We start from the raw sequence: 19,957 nt of genomic DNA, 5'->3' as shown, positions 1-19,957 counted from the left end.
GGCTCAGCCCTCCCATTTCTTCAGCAGAATGCTGGCGTTGTGCCCGCCGAAGCCTAAGGAGTTGGACATGGCATAGCGGATGCCGGCCCCCCGGCCCACGTTGGGCACCACGTCCAGGTCGCACGCCGGGTCGGGGACCTGGTAGCCGATGGTGGCGGGCAGGAAGCCCTCCAAGAGGGCCTGGGCGGTAAAGATGGCCTCCACGGCCCCGGCGGCCCCCAGCATGTGGCCCGTCATGGACTTGGTGGAGCTGATGGCCAGGCGGTAGGCGTGGTCTCCGAAGACCGACTTGACCGCCTCGGTTTCGATGGCGTCGTTCAGGGGGGTGGAGGTTCCATGGGCGTTGATGTAGCCCACCGCCTCCGGCGCCACACCGGCGTCCTCCAGGGCCAGGGACATGGCCTTGGCCCCCTCAGCCCCGCCGGGGGAGGGGGCGGTGATGTGGTAGGCGTCGCAGGTGGCGCCGTAGCCCACCGCCTCCCCCAGGATGGCGGCCCCCCGCTTCCTGGCGTGCTCCAGCTCCTCCAGCACTAGGATGCCGGCCCCTTCGCCCATGACGAAGCCGCTGCGCTCCGCGTCAAAGGGGATGGAGGCCCGCTTGGGGTCGTCGGAGAGGCACAGGGCGTGCATGGAGGTGAAGCCCCCCATGGCCAGCTCGGTGACCACCGCCTCGGCCCCGCCGCACAGGACCACCTCGGCGTAGCCGTCCCGAATCTGCCGCAGGGCGTCTCCCACGGCGTTGGTGCCGCCGGCGCAGGCGGTGGTGGGGCAGGTGGCCATGCCCTTGAGGCCGTATCGAATGGCAATCTGGGCAGCGGCCATATTGCCGATGGACATGGGGATGAAGAAGGGGGAAATCTTGTCATACCCCTTCTGCTCCCCCTTGACGCACTCGTGCTGGAGGGTGTAGAGCCCCCCGATGCCCGCCGAGACGATGAGGGCGCAGCGGTAGGGGTCCTCCTGGGTGAAATCCAGGCCGCTCTGCGCCACGGCCTCCCGGGCGGCGGCCAGAGCGAACTGGGCGAAGCGGTCCACCTTCCGGGCCTCCCGCTTCTCCACATAGTTGGCCGGATCGAAGCCCTTGACCTCCCCTGCCAGCTTGGCCTTCATGTTGGAGGTATCATACAGGGTGATGGGGGCGATGCCGCAGGTCCCGGCCTTTACGGCGGCCCAGCTCTCGGCGGCGGTGAGGCCCACCGGGGTCACCGCGCCCAGGCCGGTGATGACCACACGTCTCTTTTCCATTGCTTCCTTTCCTCCTTAAACCGCCATGCCGCCGTCCACACACAAAACCTGCCCGGTGACATAGGCGGAGTCGTCCCCGGCGAAGAAGGCCACGGCCCGGGCCACGTCCTCGGCCTGGCCCAGGCGGCCCATGGGGATGGAGGCCAGCAGGGCCTCCCGGGCCTTCTCGGGAAGGGCGGCGGTCATATCCGTATCAATAAAGCCGGGGGCCACCGCGTTGACGGTGACGTTCCGGGCGGCCAGCTCCTTGGCCAGGGACTTGGTCAGGCCGATGAGCCCGGCCTTGCTGGCGGCGTAGTTGGCCTGGCCGGCATTGCCCCGAAGGCCCACAATGCTGGAGAGGTTGACGATGCGCCCGTACTTCTGCTTCATCATGGGCCGGTAGACCGCCTTCATGCAGTGGAAGGCCCCCTTTAGGTTGGTGTCCAGCACCGCGTCCCAATCGGCCTCCTTCATGGTGAGCATCAAACCGTCCCGGGTGACCCCGGCGTTGTTCACCAGAATGTCCAGCCGGCCGAACCGGGCCAGGACCTCCTTAACCATGGCCTCGCTCTCGGCGGCGCCGGCCACGTCGGCCTGGATGGCGAATGCCTCCGCCCCCAGGGCCCGACAGGCCTCCACCGTCTCCTGGGCGGCGGCGGCGTTGCCGGCGTAGTTCACCGCCACCCGAGCCCCCTGCCGGGCCAGCTCCAGGCAGACCGCCCGGCCAATGCCCCGGCTGCCTCCGGTGACCAGGGCGCATTTTCCCTGTAAGCTCATGGGTTACGCTCCTTTCAGGGCGGCCACGGCCGCCTCCAGGTCCTCCGCCGTCTCCACGGCGTAGGTGGTGATGCCCTTTTCGGTCTTCTTCACAAAGCCGCTCAGGGCCTTGCCGGGGCCGATCTCCAGGATGGTGTCCACCCCGTGGGCGGCCATGTTGCGGATGGTGTCCTCCATGTGGACGCTGCTCTGGACCTGCCGCACCAGCAGGCTGGGGATGCTGTCCCCCTCCCCCAGCACGTCGCCCTTGCAGTTGAAGAGGACGGGGAACTGCATGGCCCCGAAGTCCACCGTCTGGAACCGCTTGGCCAGGGCCTCCCCGGCGGGGGCCATGAGGGAGGTGTGGAAGGGCCCGCTGACCTTCAGGGGCATCACCCGCTTGGCCCCCGCCTCCTTGGCCAGGCGGCCGGCCTCCTCCACGGCGGCGGCGTCGCCGCCGATGACGATCTGCCCGGGACAGTTCAGGTTGGCGATCTCCGCCACCCCCAGGCGGGAGGCGGCGTCACAGCACTTCTGGAGGGTCGCCCGGTCCAGCATCAGCACGGCGGCCATGGCGCTGGGGCGGTCCTGCACAGCCCCGGCCATGGCCTTCCCCCGGAAGGCCACCAGGTCAATGGCGGTGACCGGGTCAAAGACCCCGGCGGCGCACAGGGCGGAGTACTCCCCCAGGCTCAGCCCCGCAGCCATGGCGGGGCGGACACCCTTTTCATAGAGCACCGCCGTCACCCCGGCGGCAAAGGCCACCATGCAGGGCTGGGTGTACTGGGTCTGGCTCAGGGTCTCTTCGGGCCCCTCAAAGCAGAGCTTTTTCAGGTCAAAGTCCACCGGGGCGCTGTCCAGCACCGCCCGGAAGTTGGGATAGGCCTCGTAGAGGTCCCGGCCCATGCCGGCGTGCTGGGTGCCCTGTCCGGCGTACAGGAAGGCCAGCTTCATCAAAAGCCCTCCTTCTCCAGCGCGGCGAGCCGGGCGGCGCAGCCGCTCCAGAGGTCCTCCAGGATGGCTCGGACGGGGCGGATTTCGTGGAGCATCCCCGCCACCTGGCCGGCCATGAGGCTTCCGGACTTGGTGTCCCCCTCGAAGACGGCCCGCCGGAGGGAGCCCAAGGTGAACTCCTCCAGCTCCATCTTACCGGCCCCGGCCTTCTCCTTGGCGATATAGGCCTTGGCCATGGGGTTTTTCAGAATCCGCACCGGGGTGCCGCCAATGCGCCCGGTGACCACGGTGCCGCTGTCCTTGGCCTTGAGGACGGCCTCCTTGTAGTTGGGGTGGATGGGGCACTCCTCACTCACCAGCAGGCAGGTGCCCACCTGGACGCCACAGGCCCCCAGAGCGAAGGCGGCCAGCATCTGCCGGCCGTCGGCGATGCCTCCGGCGGCCACCACGGGGATGTCCACCGCGTCGCAGACCTGGGGCACCAGGGCCATGGTGGTCAGCTCCCCCACATGGCCCCCGGACTCGGTGCCCTCAGCGATGACGCCGTCGGCCCCCGCCCGGGCCACCAGCTTGGCCAGGGCCGCAACCGACACCACGGGGAAGACCTTGGCCCCCGTCTCCTTCCACATGGGGAGGAAGGAGGCGGGATTGCCGGCCCCGGTGGTGATGAAGGGGACCTTCTCCTCGGCAGCAATCTGGGCCATCTCCTTGGCCTGTGGGTGCATGAGCATGATGTTTACGCCGAAGGGCTTCTGGGTCAGGCTCCGGCACTTGTGGATGTTCTCCCGGAAGGTCTCGGCGTTCATGCCGCCCCCGCCGATGAGGCCCATGCCGCCGGCGTTGGAGACGGCGGCGGCGAACTCGCCGGTGGCGATGTTGGCCATGCCGCCCTGGATAATGGGGAACTCGGTCCCCAGGATCTCATTCAATTTCCTCATGCAAATTATCCTCAATTCTCAGTCCTGGATCATGGGGAACCCGGTCCCCGAAATTTCGTACAATTTCCCCAGCGGGAAACCTTTACCACTCCAGCAGCGCGCCGCCCCAAGTGAGGCCGGCGCCAAAGCCCACCAGCAGGAGCTTCTGTCCCCGCTGGAGCAGGCCCTGCTCCGCCATCTCGTCCAGGGCGATGGGGATGCTGGCGGCGGAGGTGTTGCCGTACTGGGAGATGTTCTGATAGAACCGCTCCCCCGGCACTCCCAGCTTCTTGGCCACATGGTCAATGATCCGCTTGTTGGCCTGGTGGAGGACGAACCAGTCGATATCCTCCAGCCCCAGACCGCTCTTCCGGAGGAGCTCGTGGATGCACCAGGGCACCATCTCCACGGCGAAGCGGAAGGTCTTCTGCCCCTCCATGTGGATATAGGGCTCCTGGGAGCCGCAGCCGCCGATGTAGAGGACGTCGTCGCCCCCCTCGGCGCCCAGGGTGTAGGCGTAGGGGGCGGACTCCTCCAGCTTCACCACCACGGCCCCGGCCCCGTCGCCGAAGATGACGCAGGTCCCCCGGTCCTGGAAGTTCATGACCCGGCTCAGGCTCTCGGCCCCCACCAGGAGGGCGTAGGGCTTGTCGCTCTGGAGCAGCAGGCCCCGGGTCACATGGAGGCCGTAGAGAAAGCCGGAGCACCCGGCGTTGAGGTCAAAATAGGGGATGTGCTTGGGCAGGCCCAGGTCCCGCTGGATGGCGCTGGCCACTGTGGGGGCGACGCTGTCGGCGCTGCAAGTGCACCCCACGCAGGCCCCCAGGTCCTCCGGGGAGATGCCGGCCCGCTCCAGGGCCAGCCGGGCCGCCTCCACCCCCAGGGAGGCCGTGCTCTCCCCCTCGGCGCAGAAGCGCCGGGTCTGGATGCCCGTGCGGGTGCGAATCCACTCGTCGCTGGTGTCCACAAAGGCCCGCAGATCGTCGTTGGTGACCACCTTGGCGGGCAGATGCCGCCCGGTGCCTACAATTTTCAATCCCTTCATGACTTGTCCCTCCCGGTGTACAGGCTTCCCATGCCGCGGAATTTCTCGTACCGCTTCTGGGCGAAATCCCCCTCCCGGACCACCCGGTCCAGGGCCCGGGACAGGGCCCGGTCCACCGCCACGAAGACGGCCTGGGGATTTTCATGGGCCCCGCCGGGGGGCTCTGGAATGACCTCGTCCGCCGCCCCTAAGGCCACCAGGTCCTGAGCGGTGAGCTTCATCACCTCGGCGGCCTGGTCGGCCTTGCCGGAGTCCTTCCAGAGGATGGAGGCGAAACCCTCCGGGGAGAGGACGGAGTAGACGGCGTGCTCCAGCATCAGCACCCGGTTGGCCACAGCCAGGGCCAGTGCCCCGCCGCTGCCCCCCTCGCCGATGACGATGGTGACCACCGGCACGTCCAGGCCGCTCATCATGGCCAGGGTGGAGGCGATGGCCTCCCCCTGCCCCCGGGCCTCGGCCTCCAGGCCGGGATAGGCCCCGGGGGTGTCCACGAAGGTGATGACGGGCCGGCGGAACTTTTCCGCCTGCCGCATCAGGCGCTGGGCCTTGCGGTAGCCCTCGGGGCCGGGCATCCCGAAGTTATAGGTCATGTTCTCCTGGAGGTCCTTCCCCTTTCGGTGGCCCAGGACGGTGACGGGGCGGCCCTTATAGAGGGCCACGCCCCCCAGGATGGCGGGGTCCTCCCGGCACTGCCGGTCCCCCTTCTGGGCAAAGAAGCCGGTGAACAAGGCGGAGATGTAGTCCGCCGTGCCCGGCCGCCCGGCATGGCGGGCGATGGCCACCTTCTGACCGGGGGTGTACTCAGCCATGCTCCTCGCCTCCTCTCTTCTCGTGGAGCTGGAGGAGGAGGGAGAGGGTCTCCCGCATCTGGCCCCGGGGGACGATCTGGTCCACAAAGCCGTGCTCCTCCAGGTATTCGGAGCGCTGGAAGCCCTCCGGCAGGGTCTGGCCGATGGTCTGCTCGATGACCCGGGGCCCGGCAAAGCCGATGAGGGCCCCTGGCTCGGCCAGGGTGACGTCCCCCAGGGAGGCGAAGGAGGCGGTGACGCCACCGGTGGTGGGGTGGGTGAACACAGAGATGTAGAGGCCGCCGTTCCGGGAAAAGCGGGCCAGGGCGGCGCTGGTCTTGGCCATCTGCATCAGGGAGAGGATGCCCTCCTGCATCCGGGCTCCGCCGCTGGCGGTGAAGATGATGAGGGGGAGCTTGGCCCGGTCCGCGTACTCCACCGCCCGGGTGACCTTCTCCCCCACGGCCACCCCCATGCTGCCCATGAGAAAGCGGCTGTCCATCACGGCGAAGACGGCCATCCGGCCGTCCAGCTTGCCCCGGGCGGTGACCACCCCCTCGGTGAGCCCGGTGCTCTTCCGGGCCGCCTGGAGCTTGTCGTCATAGCCGGGGAATTTCAGCGCGTTGGGAGCCGACAGCTTCTCGTCCAACTCCCGGAAGCTCTTGGAGTCCAAGAGCATACTCAGCCGCAGGTAGGCCCCCACCGGGTGGTGGTAGCCGCACTTGGGGCAGACGTAGAGGGTGCGGGCCAGCTCGGTCTTGGGCACCATGGCGCCGCAGTCGGGGCACTTGCCGAAGACCGCCTTGCCGATATGCTTGCGGGGAACGTCGCTCTCCTTCCCCTCCCGGCGCGCCTTAAGCTGGATCATCCGCTCCCGCCGCTGACGAAAGGAATCTATCATTTCATGCCCTCACAGTCCCATCGGAGGAGCTCCTCCATATGCTGCTCTAAAAATCCGGTGTCATACCGGCCCTTGATGAAATCGGGCTGGTAGAGAATCAGGTGGCACAGGTCCGCCGTGGTGGGGAAGCCCTCGATGATGAGTTCCTCCAGGGCCCGGCGCATTTTCCGCAGGGTCTCCAGCCGGGTGGGGGCGTGGACCACCACCTTGGCCGCCAGGGAGTCGTACCAGGGGGAGAGCTCACAGCCGTTGAAGAGGGCGGTGTCCACCCGCACCCCCGGCCCGCCGGGGAGGTGGAGGAAGTCCACCCGGCCCGGGGCGGGGCGGAAGCCCTCCCGGGGGTCCTCGGCGTTGATCCGGCACTCCATGGCGCAGCCGTCCTGGCGGACGGCTTCCTGGTGGACCGACAGGGGCAGGCCCGCGGCGATGCGGATCTGCTCCCGGATGAGGTCCAGGCCGGTGACGAACTCGGTGACCGGGTGCTCCACCTGAATCCGGGTGTTCATCTCAATAAAGTAGAAGGAGCCGTCATGGGCCAGGACGAACTCCACCGTCCCGGCGCTCTGGTATCCGGCGGCCTTGGCCGCCCGGACCGCCGCCTCCCCCATGGCCCGGCGCAGGTCCTCGCTCAGGGCCCGGGAGGGGGACTCCTCGATGAGCTTCTGGTTTTTCCGCTGGATGGAGCAGTCCCGTTCCCCCAGGTGGACCACGTTCCCCTGGCTGTCGGCCAAAATCTGGAACTCAATGTGCCGGGGGTGGAGGATGAGCTTCTCCACATAGAGCTCCCCGTCTCCGAAGCAGGCCACGGCCTCCGCCTGGGCGGCGGCGTAAAGGCCGGGCAGTTCCTCAGGGGCGTCTACCCGGCGCATACCGCGCCCGCCTCCGCCGGAGCTGGCCTTCAGGAGGACGGGGTATCCGATGGTTTCGGCGATCTCGGCGGCCTCCTCCGGGCCGGACACCGGCCCCTCGGAGCCCGGGACCACTGGGACGCCGTGGTCCCGCATCAGGGCCCGGGCCGCCGCCTTGTTGCCCATCTGGCGGATGACGCCGCCGGAGGGCCCGATGAATTTCAGCCCGCACTGCCGGCACAGATCGGCAAACTCCGGATTTTCCGAGAGGAAGCCGTAGCCGGGGTGGATGGCGTCACAGCCGGTCTCCAGGGCGGCGGTGAGGAGGGCGGACATGTTGAGATAGCTGTCCGCCGCCTTGGGCGGGCCGATGCACACGGCCTCGGTGGCCAGCTTGACGTGTAGGGCGTCGGCGTCGGCGGTGGAGTAGACCGCCACCGTCTCCACCTCCAGCTCCCGGCAGGTGCGGATGACCCGCACGGCGATCTCGCCCCGGTTGGCAATCAGGATCCGATGGAACATAGGCTTACAGCTCCCTCACCCGGAAGAGCGGGGCGTCGAAGCCCATCAGCTCCCCGTCCCTGGCCAGGACCTCCAGAATCACGCAGTCTATGGGGGCGGGCACCTCGCTCATCATTTTCATGGCCTCCAGCACGCATAGGGTCTGTCCCTTTTTCACCGTGTCCCCCACAGAGACAAAGGGGGGCTCTCCGGGGGCGGGGGCGGCGTAGAAGGTCCCCACCAGGGGGGCCTTCACCTCCACGCCCTCTGGCTCCGCAGAGGGGGCCGCCGCAGACGCGGGGACAGCGGCAGCCGGAACGGCCGCCGCGCCTCCGGCGGGGACGGCGCACCCCTTCTCCAGCTTCAGCCGCAGGTCCCCCAGCTCCAGCTTCAGGGAGGTGGCCGTGGAGGCGTCGAACCGCTCCAGCAGGGTCAGAATCTCAGACAGCTCCATAGCTTACTCCTGATGGGCCTCCAGATAGCGGACAATGTCCCCCACCGTCTTCATGTTCTGGAGCTCCTCATCGTCGATGGAAAAGCCCAGGGCGTCCTCCAGCGCCATGTTCAGCTCCACAGCGTCCAGAGAGTCGGCCTCCAGGTCCTCCACCAGGCGGGCGTCCATGGTCACGGCCTCGGCGTCGCAGCTCAGGGTATCCACGATGACATTTTTCACTTGCTCAAACATGATTTGGTTCTCCTTTCAGCTCTGCGCTCAAAAAAGTCAGTTCGATTATTTTAATTAAAAAAATTTAACTAAAATAATTTACCGCCATTCTACCAGATTTCTAGGAAATGTCAACCGTTATCTTGCACAATTTACGGGTTCTGTTCGTTTTCTCCCCGGCCCCGCCGTCAAAACCGCCATATTCCGCACCCTTTCCCAAAAAAACGGGGAAAATCAGGACGGGTGCGCCCGCCGGCCCAGGGCAGCAGCATTTAAGAACGTAAGAGGATATCACATTTACTTTATGATTCAATAAATTTCCAAACGTCTTCTGTGAGCAGCACATCAAGAGAGTGAATTTGCCCGGATAATATGCGATCTGTAAGCATATTAGGCCGTAAATCACAGTAGTAAACGCCGTCTAATTGGATTTCGTTTAATCGTATAACCCTTAAAGTGCCCCGTTAAGAACGTAGTGTGAACGCCAAAATGCGGTTCTCTGCCTTTCCTTTGTACACCTTTCAGAAAAATTGCAAAGTGTGGTGTAGCTGCATTTGTGAGGCGGTTGTATAAAAATTTATCGAGAAAAATTTTATCCAGACGATCTTTGCTTGATGTTTTTACTGATCCAACAGCCCGTACTTGACCTTGGCTTTCAACAATCAAATCATGTTGATAGGCCATTTTAAAGGGTTCTTCGCCATCTGCTATCACTGGAACGGATACCACTCCATCATGATATTCCTCCACGCTTGCCATATGGAAAATTATATTTTATTGCAGCATAGCTTTTCTCCTTTTACAATGCGCAATGCGCCCTGCCGTATTCACCAAGGCGACGGCATTTAAGAATTAAGGCAAAGCAAGGAGGATATGCAGGAAGGCCTCTGGGTTGAGCGCCGCACGAAAGCGTTTTTTCTGGATACCGATCCGTGGACCCACATCTGTATTTTTACACAGGTTCAGAGCGGCTTTTCGCAGGATATTCATGTTCAGCGGAGAATTATCCTTTATTCTATCTTCTCACTTTTCAAATGCTGTTGCCCTCCGCCGGCGGTCCCTTGCTTGACAACGCCCCGCTGTGTGTTACAATGGGGGGACAACTTGAATTTGGAGGAATGGACTTTGGACAGACAGTGGTTTGACGGCATGGAGGCCCGCATTCCCAGGGGCGGCGTCCGCACCCGCTTCGCCCCCTCCCCCACGGGCTATATGCACATCGGCAACCTCCGCACCGCCCTCTACACCTGGCTCATCGCCCGGAACGCCGGGGGCGCCTTCATCCTGCGGATTGAGGATACCGACCAGGAGCGGCTGGTGGAGGGGGCCGCAGAGGTCATCTACCGCACCCTGCGCGGCTGCGGCCTGGACTGGGAGGAGGGCCCCGACAAGGGCGGCCCCGTGGGGCCCTATATCCAGACGGAGCGCCGGGACCTCTACGGGAAGTACGCCCAACTCCTGCTGGAGACCGGCCACGCCTACCGCTGCTTCTGCACCAGGGAGCGGCTGGATGCCCTCCACGGGGAAAACAGGGGCTATGACGGACACTGCCGGGACCTCTCCCAGGGGGAGATCGACGAAAAGCTGGCCGCCGGGGTCCCCTACGTCATCCGGCAGAAGATCCCCCGCACCGGGCAGACCACCTTCCACGACATAGTCTTCGGGGACATCACCGTGGAGAACGACAGCCTGGACGACCAGGTCCTCATCAAGTCCGACGGCCTGCCCACCTACAACTTCGCCAACGTGGTGGACGACCACCTCATGGGCATCACCCATGTGGTCCGGGGCTCGGAATACCTCTCCTCCGCCCCCAAGTACGACCTCCTCTACCAGGCCTTCGGCTGGGAGGTGCCCACCTATATCCACTGCTCCCCCGTCATGCGCGACCAGCACAACAAGATGTCCAAGCGCAAGGGGGACCCCTCCTACGAGGACCTGCTGGCCATGGGCTTCCTCTCTGAGGCCATTGTGAACTATGTGGCCCTGCTGGGCTGGTCCCCCCGGGGGGCCTACGCCGAGCGGGAGTTCTTCACCCTCCCGGAGCTCGCCCAGGTCTTCGACATCGGCGGCATCTCCAAGTCCCCCGCCATCTTCGACCTGGAAAAGCTCACCTACTTCAACGCCCACTACCTCCGGGCCCTCTCCCCCGAGGCATTCCACCAGGCGGCTCTGCCCTACCTCCGCCAGGCGGTGAAAAACCCCGCCCTCTCCACTCAGGAGATCGCCGGGCTCCTCCAGGCCCGGTGTGAAAGGCTCACCGGCATCCCGGAGAAGGTGGACTTCTTCGACGCCCTGCCGGCGTACGGCGTGGACCTCTACACCAACAAGAAGTCCAAGACCAACCCGGAGATCTCCCGGCGGATGCTGGAGGCCGCCCTCCCCGCCCTAGAGGGGCTGTCGGACTGGACGCCCGAGGCCATCCACGGCGCCCTGACCTCCCTGGCCGAGTCCCTGGGGGTGAAAAACGCCACCCTCATGTGGCCGGTGCGCATCGCCGTGGCCGGCAAGGCCGTGACCCCCGGCGGCGCGGTGGAGCTGTGCCACATCCTGGGCCGGGAGGAGACCCTCCGGCGGCTGCGGCTGGGGCTGGACAAGCTCTCCCAGGCCGGCGGGTGACCCCTCTCCAGACACGAACAGAAGCGCTCCCCTGTCCGGGGCGGTCCGCTGTGGGGCCGCTCTCAGACAGGGGAGCGCTTTCTCGTTGTATGGAAGCAGGCGTCAGCGCTTGTTGGAGGCCCGCCAGATGCCCATCTTGCCGGCGGCGGCAATCAGCTCCTCCCGGCAGTCTGGGTGGGCCAGGCCGATGATTTGCTCGGCCCGCTGCCAGGTGTTCAGGCCCTTGAGGTTCACAATGCCGTTCTCGGTGACAATATAGTGGACACAGGAGCGGGGGTCGGTGACAATGGAGCCGTTGGTCAGGGTGGGGACGATGTTGCTCCGCAGGGAGCCGTCCTTGGCGGTGGAGGCGGAGGCCATGCAGATAAAGCTCTTGCCCCCCTTGGAGAGGTAGGCCCCCATGACGAAGTCCAGCTGTCCACCGGTGCCGGAGATGTGCTTGAGCCCGGCGCTCTCTGCGTTGACCTGGCCGAAGAGGTCCATATTGACGGCGTTGTTGATGGAGATGAAGTTGTCGATCTGGGCCAGAATTCGGACGTCGTTGGTGTAGTCCACCGGGGCGCCCATCACGTCGGGGTTGCGGTCGATGTAGTCATAGAGCTTCTGGGTGCCGGCGGCAAAGGCGAAGACCTGCCGGCCCCGGTCCAGGGCCTTGCGGCGGCCGGTGATTTTCCCGGCCTTGGCGATGTCCACAAAGGCATCCACATACATCTCAGTGTGGACGCTCAGGTCCTTCAGGTCGGACTGGGCGATCATGGTGCCGATGGTGTTTGGCATACCGCCAATGCCCATCTGGAGGCAGGCGCCGTCGGGAATCTCCCGGACCACCAGCCCGGCCACCGCCTTGTCCACCTCGGTGGGGGCGCCGCCGCCGCCAAGCTGGGCCACCGAGGGGTTCTCCCCCTCCACCACCATGTCCACATCCCTGATGTTGATCTCGCTGCCGGTGAGGCCGTAGACCCAGGGCAGATTCTGGTTGACCTCCACAATCACGCACTTGGCCTTTTCCAACAGGTCCGCCAGATGGGAGGTGGAGACGCCGAAGTTGAAGTTGCCGTGGGCGTCCATGGGGGTGGTCTGGAGCATCACCACGTCCACCGGGTCCAGGTGCTCCCGGTAGTAGCGGGGCAGCTCGGAATAGCGCAGGGGGGTGAAGTAGCCCATGCCCTTGGCCATGATCTTCCTGTCCACACCGGAGCAGTGCCAGGAGTTCCAGGTGAAGTGGTCCCCGGCGTCCTCGGCCTTGCAGATTTCAGGCATCCACATGGTGACGCCGCCCCGAACCTTCACGTCGGTGAGCTCCGAAGCGCGGGCGGCCAGGGCCTTGTCCAGGGCTGCGGGGTGGTTGACACACCAGGCGTAGTCCACCCAGTCGCCGGATTTGACCACCTTCACCGCCTCTTCAGCCGTGGTGAGCTTCTTCTGATATTCCGCTTGGTAGTCCATGTTCCATTTCTCCTTTTTCCGCAAACAATGCGTCACTGGGGCAAGCCCATTTTGCTGTGATAGCTTTCATCATAGCGGGTTCTTTCCCCCTATGTCAAGGAAAAACCGAACATTTTTGCATTTTTTATAGGCGGGCTGCCGATGGAACGGCAGGGGGATATCTATCGAAAGCCCCAGGGCTTGCTTGAAAAATAGCAATGTGCCCAGCGGCGAGGGATTTTGGCCCGCTGGCAAGCAATTTTTTCGCGGGAATCCTGACGGATTTCAAGGAAAAATTGCGCTGTCCAGCGGACGAAAGCCCCGCCGGTTGGGCATGTTGATGATTTTCAAACAAGCCCAGGGCTTTAGGGCTTGTTTGAAAATTGGCGATGTGTCCAGCAGCGAGGGATTTTGGGCCTCTGGCAAGCAATTTTTTCGCAGGAATCCTGGCGGATTTCAAGGAAAAATTGCGCCGTCCAGGGGACAAAAGACCCGCCGGTTGGGCATGTTGACATTTTTCAAACAAGCCCTAGGTCATGTGGTCGCTCTGGTGGAACTGCTTCAGGTTTCCAATCTTCTGGCTCCTGCGGTCCAGCTCCTCCAGCACGGCCTCCAGGGGGATGTTCTGGTCCACCATCATCACCGTCAGATGGTAGATGAGGTCGGAGATCTCCCCCACGGTGTCCGCCTGGCTCCCGTTTTTGGCGGCGATGATGGTCTCGCTGCACTCCTCGCCCACTTTCTTGAGAATCTTGTCCAGGCCCTTGTCCAGCAGGTAGCAGGTGTAGGAGCCCTCCTGGGGGTGCTCCCGCCGGTCCTGTACCACGGCGTAAAGGCGCTTGAGGGTTTCGTCCATGGTCGTTATTCCTCCACAATGGTGTTGAAAAAACAGCTCCGGGCCCCGGTGTGGCAGGTGGGGCCGTCGGGCCGGCAGAGATAGAGCAGGGTGTCGGCGTCACAGTCAGTGAGCACCTTCTTCACATGGAGAAAGTGCCCCGAGGTCTCCCCCTTGTTCCAGAGCTTCTGCCGGCTGCGGCTCCAGAACCAGGCGGTCCTGGTCTCCAGGGTGCGCTCCACCGCCTCCCGGTTGGTGAAGCCCAGCATCAGCACCTCCCGGGTCTCCTCGTCCTGAATGATGACGGGGATTAGGCTGTCCTTTTGAAAAAGCTGGTCTAAATCAAACATAATTTCTCCTTCCCGCCTTGGGCCGGTGGGAACATCGGACCGGCCTTCCGCCGGGCCGCGCTCAGATCTGCGCCCCGGCCCGGCAGCGCACCGGGATGCCCCGGTCCCGGAGGTAGTCCTTCACCTGGGGCACGGTCAGCTCCCCGAAGTGGAAGAGGGAGGCCGCCAGGGCGGCGTCACAGCCGGTCTCCTGAAAAACCTGGGCGAAGTCCGCCAGGCTGCCGCAGCCACCCGAGGCGATGACTGGAATGGGGACGGCCTGGGCCAGCGCCCGGGTCATGGCCAGGTCAAAGCCTGCCTTGGTGCCGTCGGCGTCCATGGAGGTCAGGAGAATTTCCCCCGCCCCCAGGCGGGCCCCTTCCCGGGCCCATTCCACCGCGTCCAGTCCGGTGGGAGTCCGGCCCCCGGCCACCACCACCTCATAGCTGCCGTCCCCCCGGGCCCGGGCGTCAATGGCCAGCACCACACACTGGGAGCCGAACCGCTCCGCCGCCCGGGCAATCAGGGTCTTGTCGGCCACCGCCGCCGAGTTCACCGAGATTTTGTCGGCCCCCGCCCGGAGGAGCTGCCGGAAATCCTCCAGGGTGCGGATGCCGCCCCCTACCGTCAGGGGAACGAAAACCTGTTCAGCGGTGCGCTCCACCACGTCGGCCACCGTGGCCCGGCCGTCGCTGGTGGCGGTGATGTCCAGGAAGACGATCTCGTCGGCCCCCTGGGCGGAGTAGAACCGGGCCAGCTCCACCGGGTCCCCGGCGTCCCGGATGTTCACAAAGTTGACTCCCTTTACCACCCGGCCGTCCCGGACGTCCAGGCAGGGGATAATCCGTTTGGCTAACACTGTGCTCCCGCCTCCTTGATGGCCTCCGCCAGATCCAGGGTCCCGGCGTAGTAGGCTTTGCCGATGATGGCCCCGTAGAGCCCCATGTCCCGCAGGCGCTTGACGTCGTCCAGGGTGGTGACCCCCCCGGAGGCCACAATCCGGCAGCCCACCGCCTCCTGGAGGGCGGCGAGCTGATCGTAGGAGGGCCCCGAGAGCATCCCGTCGGCGGCGATGTCGGTGAAGATCAGCGTCTGGACCCCTCTGGCCTCCATCTGCCGGGCAAAGTCCAGACAATCCAGGCCGGAGTCGGCCTCCCAGCCAGCGGTGCGGACCCGCCCATTGAGGCAGTCGATGCCCACCGCCACCCGGCCGGCCCCCCACTGGGCGACGGCGTAGTCCACCATCTCCGGGCAGGTCACGGCGGCGGAGCCCACCACCGCCCGGGCAACGCCGGCCTCCATCACGGTGATGAGATCGGGTGCCGATTTGATGCCGCCCCCCAGCTCCACCTGGAGGCCAGACTGGGTAATGACCTCAAAAATCTGGGAAAAATTCCTTCGGACCCCGTCCCGGGCCCCGTCCAGGTCCACCATGTGGACCCACCGGGCCCCGGCGCCGGCGAAGCGCCGGGCGGTCTCCAGGGCCCCGGCGGCCACCTGGTGGACGGTGCCGAAATCCCCCTTGCGGAGACGGACGCAGCGTCCGTCCTTCATGTCGATGGCAGGCAATAGGATCATCTGTTCAGCTCCCCAAAGTTTCTCAGAATTTGCAGCCCCACCTCGCCGCTCTTCTCCGGGTGGAACTGACAGCCGTAGACCCCGTCCCGGCCCACCGCCGCCGCCACCGAGGGGCCGTAGTCAGTGCGGGCGATGACGTCCCGCTCGTCGGCGGCCACGCCGCAGTAGGTGTGGACGAAGTAGACCCAGGCGCCCGCCTCCAGCCCCCGAAAGAGGGGGGATTGGTTCTGGAAGGTCAGGCTGTTCCAGCCGATGTGGGGCAGCTTGTATTCGGTCTCCATGCGCTTCACACGGCCGGGAATCAGCCCCAGGCCCTTGGAGGGGCGGATCTCCTCGCTCTCGTCAAAGAGAAGCTGCATCCCCAGGCAGATGCCCAGGATGGGCTTGCGCCCGGCCTGGGCCAGCAGGACCCGGTCCAGACCGGTGGTCCGCAGCTTCTCCGCCGCGTCGGGGAAGGCCCCCACGCCGGGGAGGAGAATGGCGTCGGCCCGCTCCATCTCCCCGGGGTCTCCGGTGACGGCGGTGGGCAGGCCCAGATAGTGCATAGCGTTGGTGACGCTCTTTAGGTTCCCTACGCCGTAGTCCACAATGGCAGTCCGGCGAACCATTACAGCACCCCCTTGGTAGAGACGGCGCCCCCGCCCTCCACCCGGAGGGCCTCCTTCAGGGCCTGGCCCAGGGACTTAAAGAGGGCCTCGGTGATGTGGTGGGCATTTTTTCCATAAAAACACTTCATATGTAAGGTGAGCCCGCCGTGCACCGCGAAGGCCCGCAGAAACTCTTCGGTGAGACAGGCGTCGTAAGTCCCCATGACCGGCTGGGGCATGGGGGCGTCAAAGACCAGATAGGGCCGGTTAGAGCAGTCCAGGGCGGTAAAGGCCAGAGCCTCGTCCATGGGCACATAGGCGCTGCCAAAGCGCCGGATGCCCTTCCGGTCCCCCAGGGAGGCCCGGAGGGCCTGGCCCAGGACAATGCCCACGTCCTCCACAGTGTGGTGGCCGTCCACCTCCAGGTCCCCCTTGGCCTCCAGCTCCAGCCCCAGGCCGCCATAGAAGGCCAAAGCGGTGAGCATGTGGTCAAAAAAGCCGATGCCGGTGGAGACCTGGACCTCTCCCCCGTCCAGGCAAAGCTTGGCGCGGATCTGAGTTTCCTTCGTTCTGCGCTCAATGGAATAGGCCCGGAGGGGAGTCTCCCCCGCCCGGTACACATGGCTGTCCATTAAAATCCCTCCTTGTCCGGCCCGTCCCCCTCAAACCGCACCCTGATGGCATTGGCGTGGGCCGTCAGGTGCTCCGCCTCCGCCAAGGTAATGATCTCCTCCCGGACGGGGGCCAGGGAGGCGCGGTCGTACTGGATGACGCTCATGGTCTTGAGAAAACTGTCCACGCTCAGGGGGGAGAAGAACCGGGCAGTGCCCGAGGTGGGCAGCACATGGTCCGGTCCCGCCAGATAGTCCCCCAGGGGCTCCGGGGACCAGGCCCCCAGGAAGACGGCCCCGGCGTTCTTCACCCTGGGCAGCAGGGCCCGGGGGTCGGCGGTGACGATCTCTAGGTGCTCCGGGGCGATCTCGTTCGCCAGGTCCAGGGCCCCTTCCAGGTCCCGGCAGACGATGGCGCAGCCGAAGTCCCGGAGGGAGGCCTCGATGATCTCGGAGCGGCCCAGATAGCCGGTCTGCCGGACCATCTCGGCGTCCACCGCCTGGGCCAGGGCCTGGGAGGTGGTGAGGAGCACCGCCGAGGCCAGCTTGTCGTGCTCGGCCTGACTGAGGAGGTCGGCGGCTACATATTTGGCCCGGGCTGTCTCATCGGCGATGACCAGCACCTCCGAGGGGCCGGCCACCATGTCGATGTCCAGGGCGCCGTAGGCCATGCGTTTGGCGGCGGCCACATAGGCGTTGCCGGGGCCCACCAGCTTATCCACCTGGGGGATGAAGCCCGCCCCGTAGGTCAGGGCGGCCACCGCCTGGGCCCCTCCCACGGCGATCACCCGGTCCACCCCGGCGATTTTGGCGGCGGCCAGCACCGCATCGTTGAGGTTTTCGGTGGGCGGGGTCACCATGACGATCTCCTCCACCCCCGCCACCTTAGCGGGGACGGCGTTCATCAACACCGAGGATGGGTAGGCCGCCGTGCCGCCGGGCACATAGACGCCCACCCGGGTGAGGCCCCGGACCACCCGGCCCACCACACCCCCGTCGGGGGAGGTCCACGCCTGGCTTTTCACCAGTAGTTTCTCGTTGTAGTCCCGGATGTTGGCCGCCGCGTGCTCCAGGGCGGCGGTAAGGGCCCGGGGGCAGCGGGCATAGGCCGCCTCCAGGTCCCCCTGGGAGAGCTCGTAGGGCTCCCTGTGGTCGAACTGGAGGGAGTACGCCCGCACCGCGTCAAAGCCCCGCTCCCGCACGCCCTCCATGACGGCGGAGACCGCCCGCTGAATGTCGGCCCCCACCTGGGCCGCACGGGCCCGCATGGCGGCGATGCGCCGGCGCTCCGCCTGTCCGTCCGCTTGGATGATTTCAATCATGACCGTCTCTCCAATTCCCGCTCACAGCGGCTGATAAAGTCGTCGATGGCCTCCTTGTGGAGCTTCATGCCGGCGATGTTGACAATGAGCCGGGCACTGACCTGGGCCACGTCCTCGATGGGCGTCAGGCCGTTGGCCTTCAGGGTGGCTCCTGTCTCCACAATGTCCACAATGGCGTCGGCCAAATCCAGGATGGGGGCCAGCTCCACCGAGCCTTCAATCTTAATGATGGACACGTCCATGCCCTTCCCCTCGAAGAAGGTCCGGGCCACGTTGGGATATTTGGTGGCGATGCGCCGGGTCTTGTAGGTGCCGTAGAAATCGGCGCCCTCCTTCACCGCCAGGGCAAAGCGGCATTTGCCGAAGCCCAGGTCCAGCACCTCGTAAAAGGACCGGCCCTGCTCCAGGATGGTATCCTTGCCCACGATGCCCAGGCTGCAGACCCCGTGCTCCACATAGGTGATGACATCGGGGGCCTTGGCCAGCACCGCGTCCAGAGGGTAGTTGGGGACGGAATGGATGAGCCTCCGGCCGGGGTTCTGGATGGGGGTGCAGTCCAGGCCCATGGCCTGGAAGAGCTCCACCGACTGGTCCTGGAGCCGCCCCTTGGTCAGGGCAATCCGCAGTCTTTCACCGCTCACAGCGCCTCCCTCCTCTCTGTGCCGTCCTCCAGCATCAAAACCTCCCGGGCCCCCTTCTCCCGGGCCAGGGCCAGGGTCTCCTCCAGGGTGTCACAGGGGGAGAGCTCCCAGGTCCCCGGGGCCTGGCCGTCCACCGCCGCCAGGGCCTGGGCCAGGGCCCCGGGGCCGAAGTGGACCAGCCCCTCCAGCTGGGGCGGTTCCCAGCCGGGGAGGCAGCCCGCCACCGCGTCCACATCCACGGCAAAGCCGGTGGCCGGGGCAGGGCGGCCGAAGGCCTCCACCAGCTTGTCGTACCGTCCTCCGGAGAGGACGGCGTCCCCCGCCCCCTCCACATAGCCCCGAAAGACCACCCCGGTGTAGTAGTCGATCTGGTGGACCATCCCCAGGTCGAAGCGCAGGTGCTCCCCATAGCCCGCCCGGCACAGCTCCCCATAGAGCTGCCGCAGGTAGACCAGCACGGCGCTCCCCCCGGCCAGGGCCTCGGCCTCGTCCAGGACCTCCGCCCCGCCGAAGAGCCGGGAGAGCCGCCGGAGGGCCTTGCAGGCCCCCTGACCGGCGTAGGGCTCCAGCAGGTCGTTGAGGGCGGCGAAGTTCTTGCCCTCGATGAGGGCGCGCATCCGCTCGATGACCTGGGACGGCATGTCCACCCGCCCCGCCAGGTCCCGGAAGAAGCCGGCGTGGCCCAGCTCAATGTGGAAGCGCTCCACTCCACAGGCGCGCAGGGCGTCCACCGCCAGGGCCACCATCTCCAGGTCGGCCTTCCGGCCGGCGGCCCCCAGGAGCTCCACCCCGCACTGGGCGATCTCGCTGCTGCCCCCCGTGTGGGCCTGGCCGGAGCGGAAGACCGTCTGGTCGTAGTAGAGCCGCTGGGGCAGGGGCAGGGCCTTGAGCTTGGTGGCCGCCACCCGGGCGATGGGGGTGGTGCAGTCGGGCCGCATCACCATAATCTTGCCGGAGCGGTCGATAATTTTGAGCATGCTCTCCTGGGGCATGGGGTTGCCCGACCGGAGGAAGAGGTCGTAGAACTCCACCTCCGGCGTGCTAACCTCGGCGTAGCCCCTGCGCTGGAAGAGGCCGGTCAGGGCCGACTGGACCTGCCGCCGCTCCCGGCACTCGGCAAAGAGCCGGTCCCGGGTGCCCTCCGGGGTGTTGATGGTATAGGCCAAGGGGTTGGCCCCCCCTTTCTATAGAAAAATGACTTTCATATATTAGCACGCTACTATGCTAAAGTCAAGAGAGTTCCTCAGGCTTTTTCCAGGGCAAGCCCCAAGGAAAAGAGCCCTGTCCCGGGGGACAGGGCTCTGCGCATACCGCTTCCAGGGGCAGAGAGGGGCGCGCCGCTTTCTGTTCCTTTCCTTCTGCGTCCATGGTAACACGTTTTCCGCGGAAATACAAGGGGCGGCGGAAAT

22 protein-coding genes are annotated in these 19,957 nt (G+C 65.6%); 1 reads left to right on the top strand and 21 read right to left on the bottom strand.

Annotated elements, in window-relative coordinates; genetic code table 11:
* Nucleotides 1-3: 3 nt before the first annotated feature.
* From fabF to Q0K09_RS01875, 11 genes are all read right to left on the bottom strand, one after another.
* A complete protein-coding gene (fabF, locus tag Q0K09_RS01925) occupies nt 4-1,245 on the bottom strand; it encodes a beta-ketoacyl-ACP synthase II (protein WP_294472196.1) in 1,242 nt (413 codons plus the stop codon).
* Nucleotides 1,246-1,260: 15 nt separating this feature from the next.
* A complete protein-coding gene (gene fabG, locus Q0K09_RS01920) occupies nt 1,261-2,004 on the bottom strand; it encodes a 3-oxoacyl-[acyl-carrier-protein] reductase (RefSeq protein ID WP_294472194.1) in 744 nt (247 codons plus the stop codon).
* 3 nt (nt 2,005-2,007) lie between these two features.
* The gene (gene fabD / locus Q0K09_RS01915) at nt 2,008-2,937 is read right to left on the bottom strand and encodes an ACP S-malonyltransferase (protein WP_294472193.1); all 930 of its coding nucleotides are present in this window, start codon (nt 2,935-2,937) and stop codon (nt 2,008-2,010) included.
* Complete coding sequence (locus Q0K09_RS01910) at nt 2,937-3,875, bottom strand: nitronate monooxygenase (RefSeq protein ID WP_294472192.1); 939 nt, start codon at nt 3,873-3,875, stop codon at nt 2,937-2,939. The genes fabD and Q0K09_RS01910 overlap by 1 nt, the downstream gene beginning before the upstream one ends.
* Before the next feature lie 82 nt (nt 3,876-3,957).
* Nucleotides 3,958-4,899, bottom strand: a complete 942-nt coding sequence (locus Q0K09_RS01905; RefSeq protein WP_294472190.1) for a beta-ketoacyl-ACP synthase III — start codon at nt 4,897-4,899, stop codon at nt 3,958-3,960.
* Nucleotides 4,896-5,708, bottom strand: coding sequence for an acetyl-CoA carboxylase carboxyltransferase subunit alpha (locus Q0K09_RS01900; RefSeq protein WP_294472188.1), 813 nt, complete (start codon nt 5,706-5,708; stop codon nt 4,896-4,898). Before Q0K09_RS01900 ends, Q0K09_RS01905 begins: the two co-directional genes overlap by 4 nt.
* Complete coding sequence (gene accD, locus Q0K09_RS01895) at nt 5,701-6,588, bottom strand: acetyl-CoA carboxylase, carboxyltransferase subunit beta (protein ID WP_294472186.1); 888 nt, start codon at nt 6,586-6,588, stop codon at nt 5,701-5,703. Before accD ends, Q0K09_RS01900 begins: the two co-directional genes overlap by 8 nt.
* On the bottom strand, nt 6,585-7,958 hold the full coding sequence (gene accC, locus Q0K09_RS01890; protein WP_294472184.1) for an acetyl-CoA carboxylase biotin carboxylase subunit: 1,374 nt from the start codon (nt 7,956-7,958) through the stop codon (nt 6,585-6,587). The genes accD and accC overlap by 4 nt, the downstream gene beginning before the upstream one ends.
* A gap of 4 nt (nt 7,959-7,962) precedes the next feature.
* The gene (locus tag Q0K09_RS01885) at nt 7,963-8,391 is read right to left on the bottom strand and encodes a biotin/lipoyl-containing protein (RefSeq protein WP_294472182.1); all 429 of its coding nucleotides are present in this window, start codon (nt 8,389-8,391) and stop codon (nt 7,963-7,965) included.
* Nucleotides 8,392-8,394: 3 nt separating this feature from the next.
* A complete protein-coding gene (acpP, locus tag Q0K09_RS01880) occupies nt 8,395-8,625 on the bottom strand; it encodes an acyl carrier protein (RefSeq protein ID WP_294472213.1) in 231 nt (76 codons plus the stop codon).
* Between the two features lie 378 nt (nt 8,626-9,003).
* Nucleotides 9,004-9,360: a hypothetical protein gene (locus Q0K09_RS01875; protein WP_294472180.1), complete on the bottom strand. Its 357-nt coding sequence runs from the start codon at nt 9,358-9,360 to the stop codon at nt 9,004-9,006.
* A gap of 390 nt (nt 9,361-9,750) precedes the next feature.
* Between Q0K09_RS01875 and gltX the strand changes: the two genes are divergently transcribed.
* Nucleotides 9,751-11,220, top strand: a complete 1,470-nt coding sequence (gene gltX, locus Q0K09_RS01870) for a glutamate--tRNA ligase (RefSeq protein WP_294472211.1) — start codon at nt 9,751-9,753, stop codon at nt 11,218-11,220.
* A 102-nt stretch (nt 11,221-11,322) separates the two neighbouring features.
* Here the strand turns inward: gltX and Q0K09_RS01865 are convergent, their stop codons facing one another.
* The 10 genes from Q0K09_RS01865 to hisZ form a co-directional block, all read right to left on the bottom strand.
* Nucleotides 11,323-12,666 carry a butyryl-CoA:acetate CoA-transferase gene (locus Q0K09_RS01865; protein ID WP_294472178.1) on the bottom strand — a complete coding sequence of 448 codons (1,344 nt, stop codon included), beginning with the start codon at nt 12,664-12,666 and terminating at the stop codon, nt 11,323-11,325.
* A 508-nt stretch (nt 12,667-13,174) separates the two neighbouring features.
* Nucleotides 13,175-13,501, bottom strand: a complete 327-nt coding sequence (gene hisE / locus Q0K09_RS01860) for a phosphoribosyl-ATP diphosphatase (RefSeq protein ID WP_294472177.1) — start codon at nt 13,499-13,501, stop codon at nt 13,175-13,177.
* 5 nt (nt 13,502-13,506) lie between these two features.
* Nucleotides 13,507-13,830, bottom strand: coding sequence for a phosphoribosyl-AMP cyclohydrolase (hisI, locus tag Q0K09_RS01855; RefSeq protein ID WP_294472175.1), 324 nt, complete (start codon nt 13,828-13,830; stop codon nt 13,507-13,509).
* A 61-nt stretch (nt 13,831-13,891) separates the two neighbouring features.
* Nucleotides 13,892-14,668, bottom strand: a complete 777-nt coding sequence (hisF, locus tag Q0K09_RS01850; RefSeq protein ID WP_294472173.1) for an imidazole glycerol phosphate synthase subunit HisF — start codon at nt 14,666-14,668, stop codon at nt 13,892-13,894.
* Nucleotides 14,662-15,387, bottom strand: coding sequence for a 1-(5-phosphoribosyl)-5-[(5-phosphoribosylamino)methylideneamino]imidazole-4-carboxamide isomerase (hisA, locus tag Q0K09_RS01845; RefSeq protein WP_294472171.1), 726 nt, complete (start codon nt 15,385-15,387; stop codon nt 14,662-14,664). The genes hisF and hisA overlap by 7 nt, the downstream gene beginning before the upstream one ends.
* Nucleotides 15,384-15,995 carry an imidazole glycerol phosphate synthase subunit HisH gene (gene hisH / locus Q0K09_RS01840; RefSeq protein ID WP_294472168.1) on the bottom strand — a complete coding sequence of 204 codons (612 nt, stop codon included), beginning with the start codon at nt 15,993-15,995 and terminating at the stop codon, nt 15,384-15,386. The genes hisA and hisH overlap by 4 nt, the downstream gene beginning before the upstream one ends.
* The gene (gene hisB, locus Q0K09_RS01835; RefSeq protein WP_294472165.1) at nt 15,995-16,606 is read right to left on the bottom strand and encodes an imidazoleglycerol-phosphate dehydratase HisB; all 612 of its coding nucleotides are present in this window, start codon (nt 16,604-16,606) and stop codon (nt 15,995-15,997) included. The genes hisH and hisB overlap by 1 nt, the downstream gene beginning before the upstream one ends.
* Complete coding sequence (hisD, locus tag Q0K09_RS01830; protein ID WP_294472163.1) at nt 16,606-17,907, bottom strand: histidinol dehydrogenase; 1,302 nt, start codon at nt 17,905-17,907, stop codon at nt 16,606-16,608. Before hisD ends, hisB begins: the two co-directional genes overlap by 1 nt.
* Entirely contained in the window at nt 17,904-18,548 is a 645-nt protein-coding gene (gene hisG / locus Q0K09_RS01825; protein WP_294472160.1) for an ATP phosphoribosyltransferase, read from the bottom strand. The genes hisD and hisG overlap by 4 nt, the downstream gene beginning before the upstream one ends.
* Nucleotides 18,545-19,714, bottom strand: a complete 1,170-nt coding sequence (gene hisZ / locus Q0K09_RS01820) for an ATP phosphoribosyltransferase regulatory subunit (RefSeq protein WP_294472158.1) — start codon at nt 19,712-19,714, stop codon at nt 18,545-18,547. The genes hisG and hisZ overlap by 4 nt, the downstream gene beginning before the upstream one ends.
* Between the last annotated feature and the right edge of the window lie 243 nt (nt 19,715-19,957).

This window comes from uncultured Intestinimonas sp. (assembly GCF_944387725.1).
GTDB lineage: Bacteria > Bacillota > Clostridia > Oscillospirales > Oscillospiraceae > Intestinimonas.
This window is presented reverse-complemented; position numbering and strand designations above follow the sequence as displayed.

Bases quoted from the DNA above. Each gene is read 5' to 3' on its own strand.
- fabF (WP_294472196.1), bottom strand. From the start codon at position 1,245: ATGGAAAAGAGACGTGTGGTCATCACCGGCCTGGGCGCGGTGACCCCG.
- fabG (WP_294472194.1), bottom strand. From the start codon at position 2,004: ATGAGCTTACAGGGAAAATGCGCCCTGGTCACCGGAGGCAGCCGGGGC.
- fabD (WP_294472193.1), bottom strand. From the start codon at position 2,937: ATGAAGCTGGCCTTCCTGTACGCCGGACAGGGCACCCAGCACGCCGGC.
- Q0K09_RS01910 (WP_294472192.1), bottom strand. From the start codon at position 3,875: ATGAGGAAATTGAATGAGATCCTGGGGACCGAGTTCCCCATTATCCAG.
- Q0K09_RS01905 (WP_294472190.1), bottom strand. From the start codon at position 4,899: ATGAAGGGATTGAAAATTGTAGGCACCGGGCGGCATCTGCCCGCCAAG.
- Q0K09_RS01900 (WP_294472188.1), bottom strand. From the start codon at position 5,708: ATGGCTGAGTACACCCCCGGTCAGAAGGTGGCCATCGCCCGCCATGCC.
- accD (WP_294472186.1), bottom strand. From the start codon at position 6,588: ATGATAGATTCCTTTCGTCAGCGGCGGGAGCGGATGATCCAGCTTAAG.
- accC (WP_294472184.1), bottom strand. From the start codon at position 7,958: ATGTTCCATCGGATCCTGATTGCCAACCGGGGCGAGATCGCCGTGCGG.
- Q0K09_RS01885 (WP_294472182.1), bottom strand. From the start codon at position 8,391: ATGGAGCTGTCTGAGATTCTGACCCTGCTGGAGCGGTTCGACGCCTCC.
- Q0K09_RS01875 (WP_294472180.1), bottom strand. From the start codon at position 9,360: ATGGCAAGCGTGGAGGAATATCATGATGGAGTGGTATCCGTTCCAGTG.
- gltX (WP_294472211.1), top strand. From the start codon at position 9,751: ATGGAGGCCCGCATTCCCAGGGGCGGCGTCCGCACCCGCTTCGCCCCC.
- Q0K09_RS01865 (WP_294472178.1), bottom strand. From the start codon at position 12,666: ATGGACTACCAAGCGGAATATCAGAAGAAGCTCACCACGGCTGAAGAG.
- hisE (WP_294472177.1), bottom strand. From the start codon at position 13,501: ATGGACGAAACCCTCAAGCGCCTTTACGCCGTGGTACAGGACCGGCGG.
- hisI (WP_294472175.1), bottom strand. From the start codon at position 13,830: ATGTTTGATTTAGACCAGCTTTTTCAAAAGGACAGCCTAATCCCCGTC.
- hisA (WP_294472171.1), bottom strand. From the start codon at position 15,387: ATGATCCTATTGCCTGCCATCGACATGAAGGACGGACGCTGCGTCCGT.
- hisH (WP_294472168.1), bottom strand. From the start codon at position 15,995: ATGGTTCGCCGGACTGCCATTGTGGACTACGGCGTAGGGAACCTAAAG.
- hisB (WP_294472165.1), bottom strand. From the start codon at position 16,606: ATGGACAGCCATGTGTACCGGGCGGGGGAGACTCCCCTCCGGGCCTAT.
- hisD (WP_294472163.1), bottom strand. From the start codon at position 17,907: ATGATTGAAATCATCCAAGCGGACGGACAGGCGGAGCGCCGGCGCATC.